General features: G+C 60.0%; 16 protein-coding genes, 1 tRNA gene and 2 rRNA genes. 12 read left to right on the top strand and 7 right to left on the bottom strand.

From position 1 onward, the window contains the following. The 4 genes from G5229_RS08090 to G5229_RS08075 form a co-directional block, all read left to right on the top strand. Window positions 1-142, top strand: a 23S ribosomal RNA gene (locus G5229_RS08090); the annotation flags it as partial. 126 nt (window positions 143-268) lie between these two features. Continuing rightward, window positions 269-383 (top strand): 5S ribosomal RNA (gene rrf, locus G5229_RS08085). A gap of 95 nt (window positions 384-478) precedes the next feature. Beyond that, window positions 479-555, top strand: a tRNA-Asp gene (locus tag G5229_RS08080). 559 nt (window positions 556-1,114) lie between these two features. Further along, window positions 1,115-3,067, top strand: coding sequence for a ligand-gated channel protein (locus G5229_RS08075; RefSeq protein ID WP_421208935.1), 1,953 nt, complete (start codon window positions 1,115-1,117; stop codon window positions 3,065-3,067). 67 nt (window positions 3,068-3,134) lie between these two features. Here the strand turns inward: G5229_RS08075 and G5229_RS08070 are convergent, their stop codons facing one another. The 3 genes from G5229_RS08070 to G5229_RS08060 form a co-directional block, all read right to left on the bottom strand. Next, window positions 3,135-4,523: a sensor domain-containing diguanylate cyclase gene (locus tag G5229_RS08070; RefSeq protein ID WP_323912296.1), complete on the bottom strand. Its 1,389-nt coding sequence runs from the start codon at window positions 4,521-4,523 to the stop codon at window positions 3,135-3,137. 140 nt (window positions 4,524-4,663) lie between these two features. Continuing rightward, complete coding sequence (locus G5229_RS08065) at window positions 4,664-6,028, bottom strand: ATP-binding protein (protein ID WP_371878966.1); 1,365 nt, start codon at window positions 6,026-6,028, stop codon at window positions 4,664-4,666. A gap of 33 nt (window positions 6,029-6,061) precedes the next feature. Next, window positions 6,062-6,784, bottom strand: coding sequence for a response regulator (locus tag G5229_RS08060; RefSeq protein ID WP_216979694.1), 723 nt, complete (start codon window positions 6,782-6,784; stop codon window positions 6,062-6,064). 199 nt (window positions 6,785-6,983) lie between these two features. On the opposite strand from G5229_RS08060, the gene G5229_RS08055 reads away from it, so the two are divergent. Further along, the gene (locus tag G5229_RS08055; RefSeq protein ID WP_005355311.1) at window positions 6,984-7,334 is read left to right on the top strand and encodes a hypothetical protein; all 351 of its coding nucleotides are present in this window, start codon (window positions 6,984-6,986) and stop codon (window positions 7,332-7,334) included. A gap of 178 nt (window positions 7,335-7,512) precedes the next feature. Here the strand turns inward: G5229_RS08055 and G5229_RS08050 are convergent, their stop codons facing one another. Continuing rightward, on the bottom strand, window positions 7,513-7,932 hold the full coding sequence (locus tag G5229_RS08050; RefSeq protein WP_421208934.1) for a hypothetical protein: 420 nt from the start codon (window positions 7,930-7,932) through the stop codon (window positions 7,513-7,515). A 99-nt stretch (window positions 7,933-8,031) separates the two neighbouring features. Beyond that, on the bottom strand, window positions 8,032-8,946 hold the full coding sequence (locus G5229_RS08045; protein WP_213390526.1) for a LysR family transcriptional regulator: 915 nt from the start codon (window positions 8,944-8,946) through the stop codon (window positions 8,032-8,034). Between the two features lie 258 nt (window positions 8,947-9,204). Here G5229_RS08045 and G5229_RS08040 point away from each other — a divergent pair, with 258 nt between their 5' ends. The 6 genes from G5229_RS08040 to recD all read left to right on the top strand — a co-directional run bounded on the left by G5229_RS08040 (window position 9,205) and on the right by recD (window position 19,966). Beyond that, window positions 9,205-9,537, top strand: coding sequence for a hypothetical protein (locus G5229_RS08040; protein WP_013723379.1), 333 nt, complete (start codon window positions 9,205-9,207; stop codon window positions 9,535-9,537). A gap of 30 nt (window positions 9,538-9,567) precedes the next feature. Continuing rightward, window positions 9,568-10,254: a pirin family protein gene (locus tag G5229_RS08035; RefSeq protein ID WP_216952676.1), complete on the top strand. Its 687-nt coding sequence runs from the start codon at window positions 9,568-9,570 to the stop codon at window positions 10,252-10,254. 39 nt (window positions 10,255-10,293) lie between these two features. Continuing rightward, the gene (locus tag G5229_RS08030) at window positions 10,294-10,686 is read left to right on the top strand and encodes a DoxX family protein (RefSeq protein WP_005342720.1); all 393 of its coding nucleotides are present in this window, start codon (window positions 10,294-10,296) and stop codon (window positions 10,684-10,686) included. A gap of 258 nt (window positions 10,687-10,944) precedes the next feature. Beyond that, window positions 10,945-14,298, top strand: coding sequence for an exodeoxyribonuclease V subunit gamma (gene recC, locus G5229_RS08025; RefSeq protein WP_421208933.1), 3,354 nt, complete (start codon window positions 10,945-10,947; stop codon window positions 14,296-14,298). After that, on the top strand, window positions 14,298-17,906 hold the full coding sequence (recB, locus tag G5229_RS08020; protein ID WP_421208932.1) for an exodeoxyribonuclease V subunit beta: 3,609 nt from the start codon (window positions 14,298-14,300) through the stop codon (window positions 17,904-17,906). The genes recC and recB overlap by 1 nt, the downstream gene beginning before the upstream one ends. Next, the gene (recD, locus tag G5229_RS08015) at window positions 17,903-19,966 is read left to right on the top strand and encodes an exodeoxyribonuclease V subunit alpha (RefSeq protein WP_421208931.1); all 2,064 of its coding nucleotides are present in this window, start codon (window positions 17,903-17,905) and stop codon (window positions 19,964-19,966) included. Before recB ends, recD begins: the two co-directional genes overlap by 4 nt. A gap of 41 nt (window positions 19,967-20,007) precedes the next feature. Here the strand turns inward: recD and G5229_RS08010 are convergent, their stop codons facing one another. Then, complete coding sequence (locus G5229_RS08010; protein ID WP_421208930.1) at window positions 20,008-21,177, bottom strand: helix-turn-helix domain-containing protein; 1,170 nt, start codon at window positions 21,175-21,177, stop codon at window positions 20,008-20,010. Window positions 21,178-21,509: 332 nt separating this feature from the next. Further along, window positions 21,510-21,908 (bottom strand): VOC family protein, encoded by a 399-nt coding sequence (locus tag G5229_RS08005; protein WP_421208929.1) that lies wholly within the window; start codon window positions 21,906-21,908, stop codon window positions 21,510-21,512. Window positions 21,909-21,983: 75 nt separating this feature from the next. Here G5229_RS08005 and G5229_RS08000 point away from each other — a divergent pair, with 75 nt between their 5' ends. Next, window positions 21,984-22,880 carry an AraC family transcriptional regulator gene (locus G5229_RS08000; RefSeq protein ID WP_421208928.1) on the top strand — a complete coding sequence of 299 codons (897 nt, stop codon included), beginning with the start codon at window positions 21,984-21,986 and terminating at the stop codon, window positions 22,878-22,880. Window positions 22,881-23,035 lie beyond the last annotated feature (155 nt).

Here is a 23,035-nt window from a genome sequence, read left to right as displayed (position 1 = left end):
GAAGCGAGCCCTGAGATGAGTCATCCCTGACCCCTTGAGGGTCCTAAAGGGCCGTTGGAGACCACAACGTTGATAGGCGGGGTGTGTAAGTGCAGCGATGCATTGAGCTAACCCGTACTAATTACCCGTGAGGCTTAACCATACAACACCCAAGAAGTGTTCTGAGGCTTGTAGCAAATACCAAGCGGACTACTTACAAATTCAGTGATAATGACAAGCAACTAGCCAAGTCGTTATTCACGTCAGCTTTCCAAGATTGAAGAATTTGCCTGGCGGCCATAGCGCCGTGGAACCACCTGATCCCATGCCGAACTCAGAAGTGAAACGCGGTAGCGCCGATGGTAGTGTGGCATTCGCCATGCGAGAGTAGGACACTGCCAGGCACCTAATTAAACAGCGATGTGAAGACACGACGCTGGCTGCGAGGATGACACCTCAGAAGAAGCGGCACATGATTTAGCGCAAGCTAACCGAATGCGGAGCGGTAGTTCAGTCGGTTAGAATACCGGCCTGTCACGCCGGGGGTCGCGGGTTCGAGTCCCGTCCGCTCCGCCACTAATTTGAAGGCCTTCCCGATTGGGAAGGCCTTTTTGCTATGGGCGGTTTGCTCATAAGAGCCACAGATTTGCACACCAGAGCCAACACAAGCCCAGTCTGACGACCGGGCTTTGGTGTTTTTAGCCTGCTGGTGAGCTGCCGACATCCCACTGCGATGACACTACCTTCCCCTGTTGACGTTCTTGTTACTGTTTCCACTTCTTTATCGCGGCACATCCATCTTGGCCATAGAGCTTGAGGATTAAATCAGGCCATCTTGCAACGGTACGTCATCGCTTCCACTTGTTTGTCTAATCCCTTTGTTTGTTTATGGATTTACTCCATTAAAACAGTTTCTTATCAAGAGTGAGCTGTTCTGCGGCAGGAATATTACATGATTCAAATGATAATGATTATTGTTTGAATGATCATGACAGGGTCGTTACAATGCGGGCTGATTAATAAAGTGCTTTTCAAATGAGCCTTTTCTAATGCGCGCCTGGCCGGATGCCGAGCGTTGTAATGAGTGAAGTAAGGGAATACGTCACCTTCCTACAAAAAATGTTCAGGCTAAAACATGATAACAGTGAAACCAAACAAGCTTGCCTTGCTGATCTGCTCCCTTCTTGCGACTCAAGCCTATGCTGCCGAGCAGGAGGTGATGGTCGTCACCGCCTCTGGCTTTCAGCAGAAGATCGAAGATTCTGCAGCCTCCATCTCTGTGATTACCCGCGAGCAGCTGGAGAAGCGGGCATATCGGGATGTAACCGATGCCTTGAAGGATGTGCCAGGTGTGGTAGTGACTGGCGGTGGCAGCAGCAGCGATATCAGTATTCGCGGTATGGGCTCGAAATACACCCTTATGCTGGTTGATGGTAAAAAGGTGGATAGCCGTGGTACCCGGCCCAATAGCGATGGACCCGGTATCGAGCAAGGCTGGTTGCCACCGCTACAGGCGATCGAGCGGATTGAGGTCGTCCGTGGGCCCATGTCATCCCGTTATGGCTCAGATGCCATGGGTGGGGTGATCAACGTGATTACCCGCAAGACCACCGGTCTGGCCTGGCAGGGCTCGGTTCATGCTGATTCGACCTTCCAGGAAAACAAGGATGCCGGCAACAGCTTCCAGACTGATGCCTATACCGCAGGCTCACTGATCGATGGTGTGTTGGGGCTGCGCTTCAATGGACAGCTCGCTCATCGTGGTGAAGACAAATTTACCCAGGGCTTTGCCGAGCAGGAGACTCGCAGTGGCACGGCCGTGCTCAGTTTCAAGCCTGATGACCATAACCGCTTCGATCTGGAAGTCAGTCGCAGTCTGCAGGATCGGGATCGCACGGCCGGCAATTCGCTGGCTGCCAAGGCGAAAGATAGCCTTAACCGCTACGAGCGCACCAACTATGCGCTGACCCATGATGGCCAGTATGATTTCGGCTCTTCCAGCAGCTATCTGCAGCAGGAGATCAATACCAACCCCGGCCGCCAGATGGAGCTCACCAACACCATCGCAGATACCCATACCCAGTTTATTCTGGGTGATCACTACCTGAGCGTCGGTGGTCAGTATCGCTATGAGGATCTGCACGATCAGGGCAATACCCTGAAAGTGGCCAACCCTGCCGAGCAGCTGACCCGCTGGAGCTGGGCGATGTTTGTCGAGGATGAGTGGTCACTCACTGACAGCTTTGCCCTGACCGGTGGCGCCCGCATGGATCGGGACCAGAACTACGGTTCTCACTGGAGCCCGCGCCTCTACGGCGTCTGGCATCTGGATGATAGCTGGACCCTGAAAGGAGGCGTATCGACCGGTTACCGCTCTCCTGACTTGCGGATGTCGGCGGCCAACTGGGGTCAGGTCACCGGTGGTGGCAGCCTGGATGGTATGCTTGTCGGTAACCCGGACCTCAAACCCGAGACTAGCGTGAGTGAAGAGATCGGTCTGCTGTGGAACGGTCATCAGGGTTTCAACGCCGGGGTTACCCTGTTCAACACCGACTTCAAGAACAAGATCTCCGAAGTGCGTCGCTGCACCAGCAAGAGTGATCCCGCCTGTACCCTCAATGGGTACAGTTATGACTTCATCAGTGATCGGGTCAACGTCGACAAGGCGAACATGCGCGGGGTCGAGGGGATGATGGATTGGGCTATCAACGAGGATTGGTCGGTCAGCTCCAGCTACACCTTTACCCAGTCCGAGCAGAAGAGTGGTCCACTGGCGGGTCATGCCCTCAACCAGATGCCCCGTCACATGTTCAACGGCAGTGTTGACTGGCAAACCACCGAGGATCTCAGCCTCTGGTCACGGGTCAACTTCCGTGGCGAGACCTCCGAGTACCTGAGCCGTGTCAAGATGGCGGAGGGGACTCCTTCCTACACCTTCTTTGACATGGGCCTGGTCTACAAGGCCAACAAGCATCTGGCTCTGACCGCAGGGGTCTACAACCTGTTCGACAAGACGGTGGATTACAGCAGCTATGGCACTGTGTTGGATGGTCGCCGCTACAACCTGGGCGTGACCTACAACTTCTGATAGGAAACGTCTCATGCGGCCGCCATCTTCTGATGGCGGCCGTTTTTATTGCGCGTCCGTCAGAGGGCTATGCCTGATAGGGGGCGGCTTGCCAGGTATTGCGCCCCAGTCCCTTGGCCTGATACATGAGGGCGTCAGCCTGCCGTAGTAGCTGCTCGGCATCAGCCTCTCTCTCTGCGGCGACCCAGACTGCCCCGGTGCTGATGGATAGTGTCACTGCACTATTGTCGGTGTACAGAGTTTGTTGATTGCACTCCTGACAGAGGCGTTTGGCCCACTGCTCTGTCTCTGCCAGCGTGGCCAACGGCAGCAGCAGGCAAAACTCCTCGCCGCCGATGCGAGCCAGCAGAGCCTCTTCGGGTAACAGGTTCGTCACAGTCGTGGCCAGCTTTTCCAGCAACAGATCCCCGATGCCATGACCAAAGCGGTCATTGGTCTCCTTGAAGTGATCCACATCGAACAGCAGTAGAGCACAGGGCTCCCCGCTTGCCAGTCGTTGCTCCATGGCAGGCATGAATGCCCGTCGGTTGAGCAGGCCGGTCAGGGGGTCGGTACTGGCCTGCTTCTCCAGTCTGGCGTTGGCGCGGCTCAACTCGGTGGTACGGCTGGCAACAGCGCGGCGCAGTTGCACTATGTAGGCCACCATGATTAACACTCCGGCCAACAGCAGCCAGGGGCCGAGATGGATGGGGTAGACGGTTTCGACATGCATCCATTTGCGGATGATCCGCTCCCGATCGCTCTCTTTGAGCTTGGCGAACCCCTCTTCCAACCGGTTTAACAGGGCAAGGTCGCCCTTTTTCACTGCAAAGCGGATCTGGTCGGTATAGAGGTGGCGAACCGGAATAAAGCGGGTGGGATCGTCCGAGGTATAGATGTAGAAGTTGGCGACCTGCAGATCGGCGATAAAGGCCTTCACTTCACCCTTGAAGGCCGCAGCCAGCAGGGTGTCATTGTCATTGAAGGTTTGCAGTCTGGTGCCGGGGAAGTAGCGTCTGGCGTAATACTCCTCGTAGCCACCGGCTACCACACCGACCGTTTCATGGAGCAGGTAGTAGTGGACATCGGTGCCGCGCAATTCGCTCGAGAAGAAGAGTTGGGAGTCGAGCTGGGCGAGAGGCCGGCCATAGTCGAACAGTTTGTCCCGCTCCGGTGACCAGAGCAGTCCGGCGTGAACATCCGCTTTCCCCTCATGGAGCAGGTCGAGGGAGCCCTGCCAGTCGACCAGCCTGAACTCGATCTTCTGGCCGGTCACCCGGGCATATTCACGCCACAAATCGATCAGCAGGCCATCCGGCTGGCCCGACTCATTGATATAGGAGAAGGGCTGCCAGGCTTTGGAGTTGGTAATGATGATCGGCTCTTCCGGGGCTTTGGCCCAGGCAGGCAGGGCAAGGGCGAGCAGCAGGAGCCCCCATCCGATACTGACTATGACTCCTGTCCTGGAAGAGGCCATCCTTGCTCCAATCCGTTGCCGTATACCGTCCCGTGGTCACCGATTATCACCACCTTTCTGATCGAAGAACAAGCGCTCAAATGATGAAGTTTGCATGATGTAAACGGCGCCATGACAAGGTCGGCGGATAGAGTGACTACTTACAGCGGCAGGCTGATCCGCGCCTCCAGCCCACCTTGTGGCCGATTGAGCAGGGTCAGTTCGCCGCCGTGCTGATGGACCAGGGTGCGGGCAATGGAGAGCCCGAGCCCCACGCTGCCGGACTCGGTGTTGCGCGCTTCGTCTAGCCGTACGAAGGGTTTGAACACATCTTCCAGCCGCGCAGGATCGATCCCTGGCCCGTTGTCGCAGACCCGGATCAACAGCTCCTCCTTGCGTCGCTCCAGCGACACTTCGGCGCTGCCGGCATATTTGATGGCGTTGCCGATCAGGTTCTGCAGCACCCGGCGCAGGGTGTTGGCCCGGCAGGCGTAGACCTCTTTGCCCTCCGCCAGACAGGTGACCGGCTGGCCGGTATCGGCATAGTCATCGCACAGGCTGACCAGCAGGCTGACCAGATCCAGCTCGCGGGTGGCCTCCTGCTGCCCCTCCTCGCGAGCAAAGCTGAGGGTCGCGGCCAGCATCTGCTCCATCTGTTGCAGGGTCTGCTGGATGCGCTCCTTGTCCTCGCTATCGGCCAGAAATTCGGTACGCAGCCGCAGGCTGGTGATGGGGGTGCGCAGATCGTGGGAGATGGCCGCCAGCATTCGGGTTCTGTCCTGCACGAAGCGGTCGAGCCGGGTGTGCATCCGGTTGAAGGCCTGAATCGATTCGCGGATCTCGGTCGGCCCCTCCTCTTTCAAGGGCTCGATATCCTCGCCCCGTCCGAGCCGATCTGCGTTGCCTGCCAGCTGCTTGAGCGGGCGAGTGGCACGGCGAAACAGCAGCACCATCAGCCCGATCACCAGACTGGCGACCAGCATAAGATTGAGGGTGGTTTGCCACGACCAGCTGCCCGCCTCCTTGTCGACCAGTGAGCTGAACTGCAGCCAACCTCCCTGCGGCAGTTCGATGGAGCCATAGAGCCGCATGTCGCGTGATGGGGGCGGTGGTCCCTTGCGATCCCGCATCATGCGGGCGTGATGCTCCCAGGCTTTGCTGCGCTGGGCATCCTCTTTCAGCTCGGCGCTGATCTCTATGGTGAGACCCTGCGGGTAGCCGAGCCGAGAGCGCACCAGCTGCTCGAAGCGGGGGCTGCGATTATCCGGTTGCAGTGGCTCGTCTGAGAGGCGCAGCAGCAGGGTTTCGCTGCGGCTCGCCTTGAGGATCTCGTCATAGAGAGATGGGGGTGATAGAGAGAGCAGCCTGACCACCGAGATGATCCGCTGCATGGCGTTGCGGCTGTTGACGAAGCCGAGCGCCTCCTCCCGATCCGAGCGGTAGATCTGGATACTGAGCAGCTGGATCAGGATCAGCCCTGCCAGCGCCACCAGAATGATCTGGCCTGTCAGCCCCTTGGGCCATATTTTTGCCCACAGTCGTTTCAAAAAGGTCACCGCTTATGCCTGCGTCACGTCGGCGGAGAACATATAGCCGCCACCCCAGATGGTCTTGATCAGCTCCGGATTCTTGGGATCCCGCTCCAGCTTGCGGCGCAGTCGACTCACCAGAGTATCGATGGCGCGATCGAAGGCCACCGCCTCGCGGCCACGGGCCAGGTCCAGCAGTTGATCCCGGCTCAGCACTCGCTGCGGTCGCTCGAGAAACACCTTGAGCAGATCGAATTCGGCGGTGGAGAGGCTCAGGCCCACCCCATCCTCATCGACCAGCTCCCGACGATTGACGTCGAGCAGCCAGCGATCGAAGCGCAGATCCCGGGTCAGGGTGTCAGCGGCAGGTTGTGTCTCGGCCTGGGTGCGGCGCATCACCGCCTTGATCCGCGCCAGCAGCTCGCGCGGGTTGAAGGGCTTGGCCAGATAGTCATCGGCCCCCATCTCCAATCCGATGATGCGGTCGGTCTCTTCCCCCATGGCGGTGAGCATGATGATGGGCAGGTTCGATTTGACCCGCAGCTCGCGGCAGAGGGTCAGACCATCTTCACCCGGCATCATCAGATCCAGCACCAGCAGGTCGAACTCCCGCTCCTCCAGCAGTCGCTTCATCTCCTTGCCATCCCGGGCGCAGCTGACCCGCAGGCCGTGCTGTTCCAGAAAGCGTTTCAAGAGATCGCGGATCTCGCTGTGGTCGTCGACCACCAGAATGTGGGTGTTGCCCTGGTTCATGAATACCTCCCCTGCTTGGCGTTGGCCCGAGTATACGAAAATCCGGACGGCGGTTTGTGTCAAAGTGTGCCAGATCCGCACGATGCCACACTCTGCTACAAAAAAGGGCGATGCTGGCAAAGTTCAGACACCGATAGGGTGTTTACTTGAGGGCAAGGCAAGAGCGCCGAACCAGAATCATCCCTACAGGAGATAGACCATGAAAAAGCTGACCAAAACCCTGCTGACCGCCACCCTGATCCTTGGCCTGCCGCTGGGTGCCTATGCTGCCAGTGAAGCGGCCCCCACCGGCCAGCCCGGCGCCATGGTGGATTGCCCGATGGACGGTGGTGGCATGATGGGTGGTAAACACCACGGTGGTCGCCACGACAAGATGGCTCGTATGCAGAACATGACCCCGGAGCAGATCCAGGCCAACTTGCAGCAACGTTATGATCGCATCGAGGATCCTGCCAAGAAGGCGGAGTTCATCAAGAAGCTCAACGAGCGTGCCGCCGGTATGACCAAGCACGCCGAAGCGATGAAGCAGTTCGCCGAAGCGAACCAGTAACAGCGCCAGCTGTTATCAACCCAAGGGTGGCCGAGGCCACCCTTTTTGCGCTTACTGCGTTGAGCAGCAGATTGGTTGAACGCTGGTGATTGCCAATAAAAGAGGGGAGCCTGATGCTCCCCCCTCTTGCTATCTGCGTCGGTGCGAGTGTGCAGCCCACTCCACCGGACGAGCGAACTTAGCCCTGAGCCTTGTCGCTCAGGTCTACTTTCTTGACGGTTTCGCCTTCGAACTTGATGACCACGTTTTTCTTGGCGGCGTCGGTATCTTTCAGCAGGGTCTTGGTGGTTTCTGCCAGCAGCGGAGAGGCCTTCTTCAGGGCATCCAGATCATAGGTCCACACTTCCAGACTGGCCTCGGTCTTGGTAGAGGCAGGAGCGCCCAGCTTATCTTTGACTGCCTGCTTGTTGGAGCCGCCTTCCTTGATATCCAGTGCCTTTTTGATGGCTTCGTTGGATGCGCTGTCCATGGCACCGGATACGGCAGTGCTGGCCGCATCCTTGACGCTGCTGGTGACGCTGTCGGTCAGCGAGTCCATCAGGCCGGCATTGGCAAACAGGGGCAGGGTGGTGAGGGCAACCAGCAAACTCTTTTTCATTTTCTACAGCTTCCATGGGTTCAATGAGGCGGCTATGAAATCAGCAAAGATATTGGGCGTCAAGTGAGGCATGCAATTAACATTTCTGTTAACTGGATCTCATTTCTCACCAGTTGCAAATAGTTTTGGTATCTCCCGCACCAGCCAGCTTTTGGCCTTGCCCATGGTGTCTCGCCGCCAGGCCAGCACCACCTGCAATTGATGGCGATATTCGGGGCTGATCACCTTGAGTCGTCCGGCCCGGATGTCCTCCTCAATCCAGCTCTGTGGCATGGTACCGACGCCGATCCCTGCCAGCAGGGCATCCCGTTTCTCCGTCATGGTGCTGACAGTGAGACGCGGCTGCTTGTCGAGCAGGCGGTAGGTGAGCACCGGCTTGCGCAGGGCGGTATCGGCGACGGCGATGGCGCGGTAGCGGCGCAGGGTCTCGTCGGCCAAGGGTTCGGGCTCCTGATGTAGCGGGTGAGCGGGATGTGCGACGTAGAGCATCACCTCGTCCTTGATCACCTGATGCTTGATGCCGGTCATCATGATGTCGGGGTTGATGGAGGAGATAAGCAGGTCGGCGCGACCATCTTCCAGACACTCCCAGCTACCCGCCAGCACCTCGGCCCGCAGCCGCAGTCGGGTATCGGTCTGCTCGGCCAGCTTCTCCACCAAGGGGTAGAGGGCCTGCACCGGGACCAGTGCATCGACGGCGACTGTGATGTCGGTCTCCCAGCCACGGGCCAGCGCCCGGGTCTCTCCCACCAGATGCTCGGCTGCCTCCAGCAGCACCCGGCCGCGCTCCAGCAGCATGCGCCCCGCCGGGGTGAACTTGGTGCGGTGGCCGCTGCGGTCAAACAGCATGGCATCCAGTTCGTCTTCCAGCTTCTGCACCGTATAGCTCAATGCCGAGGGCACCTTGCCCAGCTCGTCGGCCGCCGCCGCAAAGCTGCCGCGGCGGTCGATGGCATCCAGCACCCGGATTGCCTCCAGGGTCAGCGCCCGCTCCTTGTTCGATTCCTTGGCCATTCCTCACCTTCAATTTTTTTGAATATGTTTGCCAGTTTATCTCGCTAACAAGTTAGGTCATGTCACTTTAATATTCAATCAACGCTTAGGCAGGAACGTCGAGCGGCCAAATATGCGGGTAGTTCCGCACTGTGACACACCAAATCGGTCTGTCTGATGTCGGTGAAAGAACAACACACTATTTGAATAACCTCTTGCATGGATGCATTGATTCTGGCCGAAAAGGCCTTGGCAATGACATATAAAACAAGAGAGTGAATGAACATGAAAAACGTAATCAAGATGCTGGCCGTTGCAGGCCTGATGACCACAGGTTTCGCCCAAGCTTCCGTACCGGCTGACTTCAATGCCATGCCCGGCGTGCTGTTTGTGAACTGGAACGCCACTGCCGCAATGGATGGCAAAGCCAATCCGATGCTGGAAGTGCGTGACGAGTCTGGCGATCTGCTGGCATCAGTCCACGCCAACCTGACTGGCACCCAGCAGGTACGGATCCCAAGCCGTACCCAGGGCAACCTGACCGTCAGCCTGGCTGACCAGAGCAGCGAATACCGTATTCCGTTCGGTATCGGTAGCGGCAAACAGCGTTAATCAACCGTCCCGGTAGATGAGGAGCAGACCATGATGCAATTGAGAGCCGCAGAAGCGCGGGGCAAGGCCAACTTTGGCTGGCTGGACGCGCGCCACAGTTTCTCCTTCGGTCACTACTATGACCCGGAGTGGATGGGACACTCGGTACTGCGGGTGATCAATCAGGATCTGGTTGCGCCGGGTGGCGGATTCGCCACCCACCCTCACGCCAATATGGAGATCCTCACCTGCGTGCTGCAAGGCACCATAGAGCACAAGGACAGCCTCGGCCATGCCGAGCAGATCCCGGCAGGGGATTTCCAGCTGATGAGTGCAGGTAGCGGGATCCGCCACAGCGAGTACAACCCCTCGCAGACGGAACCCCTCTCCCTGTTGCAGATCTGGATCGAGCCGAACGAGTTCGGCACGCCACCCGGGTATCAGCAGAAGAAGATCGAGTCCAGACCGGGCATGACGCTGGTAGCGTCACCGGATGGCGAGGCGGGATCGCTGCGGATCCGCCAACAGGCCCGCGTATGGCGGCTGGAACTGGCCCCGGGCGAGACGCTCGAATGGGCACTGGCTGGCCGACACGGTTACCTGCAGATGATTTCAGGTACGCTTGCCGCCAACGGTCTGGCTGCCCGACCCGGCGACGGGGTACTCAGTCGTGATGAATACCGGTGGGAGCTGGTTGCGACCAGTGCCAGCCAAGCCCTGTTATTTGACCTACCCTGAAGCAGTCAGCGGTGATGTGACACAAACGAGGAATATGAAATGGACAAGATGAAAGATGTAGCGCTGCTGGCGGGTCGTGTACTGCTGGCGCTGATGTTCGTAATGGCGGGCTGGAGCAAGATCGGCGGCTATGCCGGTACTCAGGGCTATATGGAAGCGATGGGTGTGCCGGGCTTTATGTTGCCGCTGGTGATCCTGCTTGAGCTGGGTGGTGGCCTTGCCGTCGTGCTGGGTCTCTTTACCCGCAGCCTCTCCGTGCTGCTGGCCGGTTTCACCCTGATGGCTGCCTTTATTTTCCATTATCAGCCTGCAGAACAGATGCAGATGCTGATGTTTATGAAGAACGTCTCCGTTGCCGGTGGTTTCCTGGCGCTGGCGGCGGCCGGAGCAGGGGCTTTCAGTCTGGATGCCCGTCTCGGCAAAAACTGGTAATGCCCTGAAGAGTCAAGTTTTCCAATGCTTTTTGGCCGGTGCAACTGCACCGGCTTTTTTCTGTCTGCGTTTTCCGGATAGGTGAGGCGGCGCGTCAAATCTGCGGCGCCCCTCATGGTTCGGCGGTTTACCCGCCTGCTGGCCACAAGAGCCTTTTGCATCTTCCCCCTCGATCCCCGACAATTCTCACTCTTGTGAAGTGACGGAAATGGCTCGCCTTTTCCCTCGCCCCCTCTCATCCACAGGCGGGAATTGCTCATGTTTACCCTCTACCACTCCAATCAGCTGGATCTGCTCAAAGAACTGCTGGTGAGCCGCATCCGGCAGGCCCCTCTCTCTCACCCCTTCGATCGGGAGCAGATCCTGGTGCAGAGCCCGGGCATGGCCCAGTGGCTCAAGCTGGAGCTGGCCAAAGCGTTCGGCATCGCTGCCAATATCGACTTTCCGCTGCCCGCCAGCTTTATCTGGGAGATGTTCACCCGGGTGCTGGCGGATGTGCCGCGTCAGAGTCCCTACAACAAGGGTTCCATGAGCTGGCAGCTGATGACCATTCTGCCCGCCTTGCTGGAGCGCCCCGCCTTTGCCCCGCTCGCCGCCTATCTGGGCGGGGGAGATGAGGTGGATCCTGCCCAGGATCCCGAGCAGGTGCGGTTGTGGCAGCTCTGCCAGAAGGTGGCGGATCTCTTTGACCAGTATCTGGTCTACCGGCCGGACTGGATCGCCCGCTGGGAAGAGGGGGAAGGATTGAGTCAGGAGCTGGCCGGGGTGAGCGGTCAGGACTGGCAGCCGGAGCTGTGGCGCGAGCTGGTGGCTCGCACCCTGGCGCTCTCTCCGAGCGGTTACCACCGTGCCAACCTCTACGAGGAGTTTATCCACGAGCTGGCGCGTACCGCCGATCTGCCGGGCAAGCTGCCGCAGCGGGTCTTCGTGTTTGGCATCTCGGCGCTGCCGCCGCGCTATGTGGAGGCGCTGCTGGCCCTCGGTAGCCGACCGGAGGTGGAGGTACATCTGTTCGTCACCAACCCCTGCCGCTACTACTGGGGGGATCTGCTGGATCGCAAGACCTTGGCGCGCCTCGAAAACAAGCTCAAACCCGGCACCGATATCGAGACATTGCAGGGCCCCGCCAACCCGCTGCTCGCCTCCATGGGCAAGCTGGGGCGCGACTACCTGCACCAGCTGATGGAGCTGGAGGTGCCGCAAATCGAGGCCTTCGTCGATATCGACGAGGTGGATGGCAAAGGCAATGTCAGCCTGCTGCGCGCCATCCAGAAGGATGTGCTGGAGCTGGCCGAACGGGGCGCCGGTCAGTTCGATCTCGACAGCAGCCACCACAAGAGCCCCATCAGCCCGGCGGATGGATCCTTGCAGATCCACGCCTGCCACGGCCCGATGCGGGAGCTGGAGGTGCTGCACGACCGGCTGCTGGCGCTGTTCGAGCAGGACCCGTCCCTCACCCCGAAAGACGTGGTGGTGATGATGCCGGATGTGAACAGCTACGGCCCCTATATTCAGGCGGTGTTTGGCGCGCGCGGTCAGATCCCGTTTGCGGTCTCGGATCGGGCTGCGAGTCAGGAGAGCCCGCTGCTGCAAAGCTTCCTCGCCCTGCTCAGGCTGCCCAACGCCCGCTTCGGGGCGGGGGAGCTGCTCGCCATTCTCGAGGTGCCCGCCGTGCTGCGCCGCTTCGAGCTGGATGACGACGAGTTCAACCAGCTGCGGGTCTGGGTGCAGGAGACCGGCATCCGCTGGGGGCTGGATGACAGCTACCCCGTCCGTTTCGATCTGCCGCCCATGTCCGGCAACAGCTGGCTGTTCGGCCTGCGCCGCATGCTGCTCGGCTTCGCCATGGGGGATGGCGAGCCGGTGGCGGGCATCTTGCCCTACGCCGACATCGAGGGTCAGCAGGGGCTGGCACTCGGCAAGCTCGCCTGGTTTGTCGATTCGCTGGCAGAATTCCTGCCCCGCCTGCAACAGGCGCAGCCGCTGGCCGATTGGAACGCCTGCCTGCTGGCGCTGCTGGAGCGCTTCTATCTGGCCGACGAGGATGAAGAGCGTCAGCTCCAGCTCATTCGCAGCCAACTGGCCGAGTGGCAGACCCGGCTTGGCGAGGCCCGCTTCGAGCAGCCCATCACCGCCGATCTGTTGCAGGACTACCTCGGCAGCGTGCTGGGAGAGTCCCGCTCCAGCCAGCGCTTCCTCGCCGGTCAGGTCAACTTCTGCACCCTGATGCCGATGCGCTCCATCCCCTTCAAGCAGGTCTGTCTGCTCGGCATGAATGACGGCGTCTACCCGCGCACCCTGGCCCCCATGGGGTTCGACCTGATGGCGGTGGCGGGCCGGCGTGGGGATCGCTCCCGTCGCGATGATGACCGCTACCTCTTCCTTGAGGCGCTGCTCAGCGCCCAGCAGGGGCTCTATATCAGCTATCAGGGCTTCAGCGCGCAGGACAACAGCGACAAGGTGCCGTCGGTGCTGCTGGCGGAGCTGATCGACTATGTGCGGCAGGGCTTTGTGCTGGCGGGGGATGAGGATCTGGACGACGAAACTTCCGGCAAGCGGTTGCTTAACCACCTGATGGTGGCGCACCCGCTCACCCCCTACAGTCGCGACTACTTCTACCCGGCGGCGGGTTCACGCCTCTTTACCTATGCCGCCGACTGGCTGCCCGCTCTCAATCCGGTGCGCGGCGCGGCCAACTTCCAGAGCGGCGAGCTGCCTCTCCCGCCCGAATGGGGCAAGGAGCAGGGGCTGGAGCTGGCGGAGCTGCTGCGCTTCTATCGCCAGCCCACCAAATATTTCCTCAACCGTCGCCTCAAGGTGTGGTTTGAGCTGAACGAAGCCAACATCGAGGACAGCGAGCCGTTCGAGCTGGATGGCCTGCAACATTATCAGCTGAAAGATCTGCTGCTCGATGCCCATCTGGCGGAAGGTGAAAGTACCGAGCGTCGCGAGCGGTTGCAGCTCACCGGCCTGCTGCCGCAAGGGTGGTTCGGCAGCCTGCTGCTGGACGATCTGGATGCCGAGATGGGCAAGCTGGCGGATCGGCTGCGGCCATGGGTTGCGGCCAATGAGTCAGAAAAACAGGCGGTGGAGATCGATATCTCCCTCACTCAGGGCCAGCTGCAAGGGTGGATCGACACTCAGAAGGGGCGCTTGCTGGTGGTCAAACCCGGCAGCTTCAACGGCAAGGATCTGCTGCTGGGCTGGATCCAGCACCTCTGCCTCTCATTGAGTGGCGCCCCCGGCGACACCCTGTTGTTCGATGCCAAACAGAGTCTGCGACTGCCTGCTCTTGCTGCCGACGAGGCGCGCCCCAAGCTGGCGGCGCTGGTGGCGTGCTGGGCGCAGGGGATGAAGCGGCCGCTGCCGTTCTTCCCCAACACCGCATGGGATTGGCTCAAGGCGATCGAGAAGGATCCCGACAAGCCGGAGGCGGCCGACAAGGCGGCTCTCACCCGTTTCAACGGCGGCTGGATGATCAATGGGGAGGGGCAAGACGTTTACGTCGCCCGCTGCTTCCCCGAACTCGATGACGAGGTGCTGGGGCAGTTGCAGGCGCTGGCCCGCGAACACCTGACCCCGCTGCTTAAGACCCTGGAGGAGCTGAAATAATGGCTAACCCGCTCAATACATTGCGTTTTCCCCTCCATGGTGAACGACTGATCGAAGCCTCCGCCGGTACCGGCAAGACCTACACCATCGCTGGTCTCTACCTGCGCCTGCTGCTGGGCCACGGCCCGCTCATCGAAGAGGGGGCCGATTCTGGTCAGCCGAGCGCCCACGAGCGGCCGCTCTCGGTGACCGAAATTCTGGTGGTGACCTTTACCGAAGCGGCCACCGCCGAGCTGCGCGGACGGATCCGTGGCCGCATCCACGAGGCGCGCCTCGCCTTTATGCGCGGCCATAGCCGTGACGCTCTGTTGAACATGCTGCTGGCCGAGGTGGAGGATCACGAGCTGGCGGCCCGTCGCCTGCTGGCCGCCGAGCGGCAGATGGACGAGGCGGCGGTCTTTACCATCCACGGCTTCTGCCAGCGGATGCTCAAGCAGAACGCCTTCGAGTCGGGCGCCCTCTTTGAAACCGAATTTCTTACCGACGATAGCCAGCTCAGGTTGCAGGCGGTGAGCGACTACTGGCGAGCCGAGTTCTATCCGGTGGATAAAGCCCTCGCCAGCGCCGTGCGCGCGCTCTGGCCAAGCCCCGCCGCCCTGCTGCGGGAGATGGGCAGCTGGCTCGACAACAGCGAGCTGGAGATCCACCCCGCGCTGGGGGACGAGACCCTCGCCACCCGCCATCAGGCGGCCATGAGCCGCATCGCGGCGGTGAAGAGTGAATGGCTGGCGCAGGTGGACGAGATCCGCCGCCAGACAGACGGCCAGATCAGCCGCTACACCGGCAAGAACTACGAAGGGTGGCTTGCCAAGATAGCCGACTGGGCGCAGGACGAGAGCAGTGGCTACGCCATCCCCAAGGAGCTGGAGCGCTTCGGCCAGACGGTGCTGGAGGAGAACCTCAAGAAGGGGGGCGCCGTGCCGACCCTGCCGCTGTTCAGCCAGATCGACCAGCTGCTGGCGAGCCGCCCCGGCATTCGGGATCTGATCCTGCAACGGGCGGCCAAAGTGGTGCGCAGCCGGATGCAGGCCAGCAAGCGCCAAGCCCATCAGCTCTCGTTCGATGACCTGCTGAAAGACCTCGATGGGGCGCTTGGCTCCAGCCTTGGCGAGAGGCTCTGCGAGCGCATTCGCGCCACCTATCGGGTGGCGATGATCGACGAATTTCAGGATACCGATCCCCAGCAGTACCGCATCTTCCATCGCCTCTACGGCGGCCATAGCGACACGGCGCTGTTGATGATCGGTGACCCCAAGCAGGCCATCTACGGCTTTCGCGGCGCCGACATCTTTACCTACATTCAGGCGCGGCGAAATGTGAGCGCCCACTACACCCTCGGGCGCAACTGGCGCTCCAGCAGTGCGCTGGTGGGGGCGGTCAATGGCCTGTTCGAACGGGCCAAGGATCCCTTTATCTACGAAGCGGATATCCCCTTCCTGCCGGTAGAGGCGCAGGGCAAGAGCAAGGCGCTGCTGCTCGATGGTGCCACCGCGCCGGTGCTCCACTGCTGGCAGCTGACCGGCCAGCCCACCTTCAATCGGGGGGATTACCAGAGCAAGATGGCCCGCGCCACCGCCGCCGAGATCCATCGTCTGCTGACGCTGGCCCGCGAGGGCAAGGCGCTGATCGGCGACAAGGCGGTCAAGGCCGGGGATATCGCCGTGCTGGTGCGCACCGGCGCAGAGGGCAAGCTGGTGCAGCAGGAGCTGGCGCGCCTCGCCATCGCCTCAGTCTATCTGTCGAACCGCGAGAGCGTGCTGGAGCAGACGGAGGCGCGGGAGATCCTGCTGATTTTGCACGCCTGCCAGAACCCGAGCGAAGAGCGCAGCCTGCGGGCGGCGCTCGCCACCGGCCTGTTTGATCTGGACGCCAAGGCGCTCGATGGACTGGCCAGCGACGAGCGGGCGTGGGAGAGCGCGGTGCAGGAGTTTATGGAGTACCGCAAGATCTGGCACCGCCGTGGCGTGCTGGCGATGCTGCGGGCCCTGCTGCACCGGCGCAATCTCGCCTCTTCTCTTTTGGCGAGCCCTTATGGCGAGCGGCGGCTGACCAACTTCCTCCATCTTGGCGAGCTGCTGCAACAGGTGAGCAGCGAGCTGGATGGCGAATATGCCCTGCTGCGCTGGCTGGGGGAGGCGGTGAGCCGCCCCAACGGGCAGGATGCTGAGCAGGTACTGCGGCTCGAATCCGAGCGCAAGCTGGTGCAGATCGTCACCATCCACAAATCCAAGGGGCTGGAATATCCATTGGTGTTCCTGCCCTTTATCTGCAGCCACAGAACCGCCGAGACCCCGCTCTATCACGAGGCGGACGAGGCGGGCAATCGCACCATTCTCGATCTGACCGGCGCCGACTCGTCGCTCGCCGAAGCGGACAGGGAGCGCCTTGCCGAAGATCTGCGGCTGCTCTATGTGGCGCTGACCCGGGGCGTTTACGCCACCTGGCTGGGGCTGGCACCGGTGCGGGCGGGAGCAGGCAAGTCGGAGAAGACCGACCTGCACCACACCGCCATCGGCTACCTGCTGCAAAAGGGCGAGGAGGGGGATGCGCAGACGCTGGCGACCGCTCTGACCGAGCTGTCACAGGCGCTGCCCGGGGTGGCCGTCGGTGAGCCCTCGCTCACCCGTCCGGCCCCGCTGCCGCCAGAGGAAGAGCAGCTGGGCGAGCCGCAGGTGCGCCACTTTAGCGGTTCCCTTGAGCGGGACTGGTGGATCAGCTCCTACTCGGGGCTGGCGGCGCAGGGTCATGGTCACAGCAAGGGGGTCTTGGCCAATCCCGGCTTCGATGACGAGGTCGTCACCGAGGCGGCTGCGCTGGCTTCCGAGCAACCGGAGGAGGCGCCCCAGCCCTCCATCTTCACCTTCCCGAAAGGGGCGCGCCCCGGCACCTTGCTGCACAGCCTGTTCGAGACCATCGACTTTCAAAGCGCCGCGGGAGAACCGTTGGCAGAGCATATCGCCACCTTGCTGGCGCAGGACGGCTTCGACGAAAGCTGGGCCCAAGTGCTGCAACAGCAGGTGGAGGCTGTGCTGGATACTCCGCTCGATACCGGCTTTGGCGAGCCGGTGCGGCTACGGGAGCTGGCGCCCGAGCGCAAACAGGTGGAGCTGGAGTTCTTCCTGCCCATGGGGCGGGTGACGGCCCCGGCGCTGACCGCCCTCTGCCAGCAGCATGACCCGCTGTCGCGGGGCAACAAACCGCTCAGCTTTGCCACCGTGCAGGGGATGCTCAAGGGCTTTATCGACTTGGTGTTCGAGTGGCAGGGGCGCTGGTATCTGCTCGACTACAAATCAAACCACCTCGGCATGAGCCCGGCCGATTACAACCGTCCGGCGCTGGAGCGGGCGATGGCCGAGCACCGCTACGACCTGCAATACCAGCTCTACTCGCTGGCGCTGCACCGGCTGCTCACCCTGCGCTTGCCGGGCTACGACTTCGAGCAGCACTTTGGCGGGGTCTTCTATCTGTTCCTGCGCGGCATGCCGCAGGGGGGCATTTTCCATACCCGCCCGAGCCGTGAACTGGTGCTGGGGCTGGATAAGTTGTTTCGCGAAGGCAGTGAGCTGCCAGCAGCGGGATCTCAAGCATTGAACGAGGTAGAGGCATGAGCGGCACCATGATCAGCACCGCAGCCAGCGCAATGATGGTTGAACGGCTCAAAACACTGGCGCTGGCTGGCCGCATCCGCCAGCTGGATCTGCAATTTGCCCGGCTGGTGGCCGATCTTGGCGGCAGCCCCGAGCTGGTGCTGGGGGCGGCGCTCGCCTGCTTCGAGCTGGGGCGCGGCCATGTCTGTTTGCCGCTTGAAATGTTGACTGCCGGATCCCTGCGCCCGTTCGGGCTGGATCCCCAGCAGAGCCGGGATCTGTTGGCTGATCTGGCGGATCCTGCCCGCTGGCCCGCCCTGTTTGCGGCAAGCCCGCTGGTTGGCTGTGAGCAGGATGACGGGCTCGCCCCGCGCTGGCCGCTGCGGTTGTGGCACGGGCGGCTCTATCTCACCCGCTACCACGATTTTGAACTGGGGGTGGCCCGCCATCTGCGCGCCCTGAGTGAGCGCGCCGAATGGCCGGAGATAGCCCCGGCCCTGTCGCGGCTGTTTGCCCGCGACTACGGGCTGGTGTTCGCGGCGCTGCTCAAGGCCCGCCTCGCCCCCGACTTCTCTACCCGCCACTTTATCGAAAAGTATCTGGATCTGGTGTTCCCGAGCGAGGTGGATTGGCCCGCCATCGAGGCACTGCTGGCCAGCGCCCAGGCGGCGAGCGACTTGAGCAAACTGGATGCGCTGGTGCCCGAGGCGCTCTGCTGCAACGGCCAGAAGCTGGCGGCGGCCACCGCGGCGGCGCGCCCCTTTGCGGTGATCTCCGGCGGCCCCGGCACCGGCAAGACCACGACTGTGGCGAAACTGCTCGCCATTCTGGTGGAGACCGGCCTGCAAGCGGGCAAGGCCCCGGCGATCCGGCTGGTGGCCCCCACCGGCAAGGCGGCGGCGCGCCTGACCGAGAGTATCGGTTCTGCCCTGCAGGCCCTCGATCTGCCCCCCGAGTGGGTGGAGGCGATCCCCACCGAGGCGGGCACCTTGCACCGGCTGCTCGGGGTCATTCCGGGGCGCAGCCAGTTCCGCCACCACGCGGGCAACCCGCTGCACCTCGACTTGCTGGTGGTGGATGAGGCCTCCATGGTTGACCTGCCGATGATGGCGCGCCTGCTCGATGCACTGCCGAGCCACGCCCGCCTGATCCTGCTTGGTGACAAGGATCAGCTCGCCTCGGTGGAGGCGGGGGCCGTGCTCGGCGATATCTGCAGCTTTATTGAGCAGGGCATCAGTCCGGCGCAGGCTGATTGGCTCTCCCGCCAGACCGGCTACCGCTTGCAGGGCGCGCCCGCGGGGGCGCCGGTGCGTGACAGCCTCTGTCTGCTGGCCAAGAGCTGGCGCTTTGATCAGCATTCGGGCATTGGCCAGCTGGCGCGCGCCTGCAACAGCGGCGATGCCACGGCGGTGGAATCAGTCTGGGGCATGGGCTTTGCCGATATCAGCCTGCACCCCTGGGCCGGGGAGGCCTACGACGCCCTGATTGCCCAGGGGGTGGCCGGTTACGGAGCCTATCTTAAGGCGGCCCGCGCGGGGGAGGCGCCCGCCGCCGTGTTCAAGGCATTCAACAGCTTCCAGATCCTCTGCGCCCTGCGCGATGGCCCGTTCGGCGTGCTGGGACTTAACGAGCGGCTCGAACTGGCCCTGTCACGGGCAGGCCTGATTGCCCGCGATGGCGACTGGTATGCCGGTCGTCCGGTGATGGTGGTGCGCAACGATCACGGCGTCGGCCTCTACAACGGTGATATGGGGCTCTGCCTGCCCGATGAAACTGGCCGGTTGAAGGTCTGGTTTGAGCAGCCGGACGGTACCCTGCGCGCCCTGTTGCCCAGCCGCTTGCCGCCCCACGAGACCGTCTACGCCATGACCATCCACAAATCCCAGGGTTCGGAGTTTGCCCATACCGTGCTGGTGTTGCCCGACAGCCCCAGCCCGCTGCTGACCCGCGAGCTGGTCTATACCGGCATCACCCGCGCCAAGGCGAAACTCGATCTCTACGGCGATCGCGCCCTGCTGGCACAAGCGGTGCGGAAAAAGACCGAGCGTTATTCCGGATTGGCACAGAGGTTGGGGGAGTGATTGATTGGATGGCGGTAAAGGGATTTGCCGCCGTTTTAATGTCATTCACTAATTGAAAATTCAGAGGGAGGATTTATTTGCTCAAAAACCCACTCCGAAAAAACTTTTTCAACATCCCATCTATTATAATTTTCGTCAGGGTAACGTTTTCTCATCAAATCTGACTTACAGGAATTAAACTCATGATATTTTTCCATGAATTTCTTGGACAGTTCATTTAGTTCACTGTCACTGTTAATTATAAAAAACGGCAATTTTATTATGGGTGGTTTCAGTTGAGTTGTGATTGGTGTAGACAGTGTTTGATATGTATCACAATGCACTTCACTTTTTCTTATGTGTTGAAATAAACTATATTCAATAGTTCCTTTTTTATAATAGTAAATCTCACAGTAAAATTCTGCGTTTGACCCATCTTGAGCTTCTGGATAGGTAATAAACTCAATGTTTGGGAATGGTATAGTCAAACCCTCGTTGTAGTAATTAACAACAGGCAAGGTCTTAATAATTCTGTTCTTATATTTTAAGTGGTAGTCAAACTGTCTTGTATTCTCAAAATATAAGTTTTGCCACCAGTAATTACCCCCCTCATGTTCTACATTTCCAATCTCAATAGTGAAATCAGGATCATTAGAATAGAAGGCTTGGCTAATACCGTCATAGTCCCAACATTTGGCATCTTCTAAAAGAATGGAGAATCTATCAGGGGCTTTTAGATTGAGGCCGAATCTTTCACGCCACATCGTTCTGACATCAATTGGATTGGCACATGAATCTAATGGTGTATTAGCATCATTTGTCCGTGAATAAACAACACCAGCTCGTATGGATTTACCTTGATAACTGTATTCTTTTGTCAGGTAATATGGTTTTAAAGGCTCATTAAATATTGTTAGGATTGCTAACTTGGCTTCATTAAATTGTAAAAATTCAAGCTGAATGTTTGGGATGTTATCTTCACTAAAACTTAGTCTTCTAAGCGCAGTGATAATATCTGCTTGAGTATATTTTTTATCACTGTCATTTAATCCAACTACTTCTAATGAATCAGATATTCCGAAAGCTATGTATCTATTCCCATTGTGAATTACATTAGCCATACATAGAATATCATGGACCATTGCAGCCATATTGTTGTGGAATTTTTGTTTGAAGTCCCACCAGAGACCTTCTTTACCTTTTGAGAGTAAGTCATTAATGATGCTGTTCATTAAATAAAACCATGAAGTAATGTAAATTGTATTTTGTAATTGTCGTCAGTTTACCTTCAAATATGGTCGCAATGGAACTATTTACATGCTTATAAGCTGAACTCGCATGTTGGGCTTCGCAGGCTCAGCACCAAACTACCGATCGTGTAGGTTGTGGCGAGCGTAGCGAAGCCCAACGTTTACCGCGAAATCTCTTTTTCCTTTCCCTTATCCCCAGCCCTTCTCCTCCTTTTTTAATAAATGGGAGAAGGGAGCCATGCCGTTACCGCTGTCCGATTACGCTTCGCTAATCGAACTTACGAGAGGGCCAGGGTGAGGGGAGCATTCAGGTATTAGATGGTCAGCTCCAGCCGGTTGCCTTCCGGGTCGAGGAAGGTGCTCTCGTAATAGCCGTCGCCGGTCCAGCGGGGGCCGTCCAGGTGTTTCACCTCGGCGCCCTTGAGCAGCTTGAGGCGGGCGGTCATCTTGTCCACTTCCTCCACGCTGCCAAGGGAGAAGGCGAGGTGGGCCAGCCCCTGCAGCGGGTGCGGCAGGTGCAGATCCGCCGGAAACAGGATGGGGATGTGCATCAGCTCCAGGCTGGCGCCCCCTTCGAAACGCACGAAGTAAGAGCTGAACTGTTTGCTCGGGTTGTGATAGCGCTCATTGGCCTGCCCGCCAAACAGGGTGCAGTAGAATGCCTTGAGTGCCTCCAGATCCTGCGCCCAGATGGCGACGTGATGGATATGCATGGCTGATCTCCTGTGACTCGATGCCCTTGATGCTATGCTGGGGCCTGTCCCTTCGACATGGCTGAGCCCGTCCTGATGATGTCTGAAACTGCCAACGCCGAGATTATCGATGTCTCCCCCGACTGCCGCGAGCAGATCTGCTGCGACAGCTTGCTGCCGGCCCTTGCGCAGGAGCAGGTGTGGCTGGCGGGTTATTCCCGTCTCAAGACCCGCTACCGCATCGCGCGCCGCTTTGCCGATATGCACTGTTTTCTGCTGACCCTGGGCGGTGAGGGGGAGGTGCAGGTGGGGGAGCGCCGCGAGCGGTTGCAGGTCGGGGAGTGGGCGCTGATCCCGGCCGGGGAGCCAATCTGCTATCAGTTGAGTGAGCCGTTGAACCAGCAGGTGAATAAGGGGAGTGAGTGGGAGCTGGTGTGGCTGCTGCTGCACAAGGATTCCCCCTGGGATGCCTTCGCCAGCCACCCCCGGCTCGGTTGTACCTCCCAGCAGGCCACCGTACTGCGCACGATCGAGAACCTCTATGCGGAGCAGGAGCGCCATCAGGACCCGCTGCTCAGCGCCCTGCTGGTTGAGCAGCTCGGCTTTTACCTGCGCCGTCTGTTGCAAAAGGGGGAGGGGCAGCGGCGTGGCGAGCGGCTGGCGCTGCGCCTCGAATTGCTGCTCAAAGAGGCGCTGACCGAGCCGTGGGACATAGCGCGCATGGCCGGCGCCCTGCATCTCTCCGAGCGCCAGCTCTACCGGCTCTGCCAGCAGCACTTCGCGCTGGCGCCCATGGCGCTGCTGCAACGGCTGCGGCTGCAGCGGGCGGCGCTCTTGCTGGCCAGCCGGGCCGACCCGGTGAAGCTGCTGGCCGAGCAGTGCGGCTTCAAGAACGAGTACCATTTCTCCACCGCCTTCAAACGCCAGCATGGCCTGGCGCCCAGCCACTATCGCAACCTGCATCATCCTGCCTTTAAAACCGGACAAGGGTGAAATATTGAGCCACACTGGTTGCTAATGTTATTCAGACGAACCCGATGGCGGCCGATAACCGGAACAAGTAGTGGCGGTTTTCATCGATCAACGGATAGCGGACTGTGCAGCCGTCTGCCGCTATCATTTCTCAACATCAGGCTGGAATGCCCCGC

This window comes from Aeromonas sp. 602396, assembly GCF_049173735.1.
Taxonomy (GTDB): domain Bacteria; phylum Pseudomonadota; class Gammaproteobacteria; order Enterobacterales; family Aeromonadaceae; genus Aeromonas; species Aeromonas veronii_A.
Note: the sequence above shows the minus strand (reverse complement) of the source record. Positions and strands in the feature narration are given on the sequence as shown.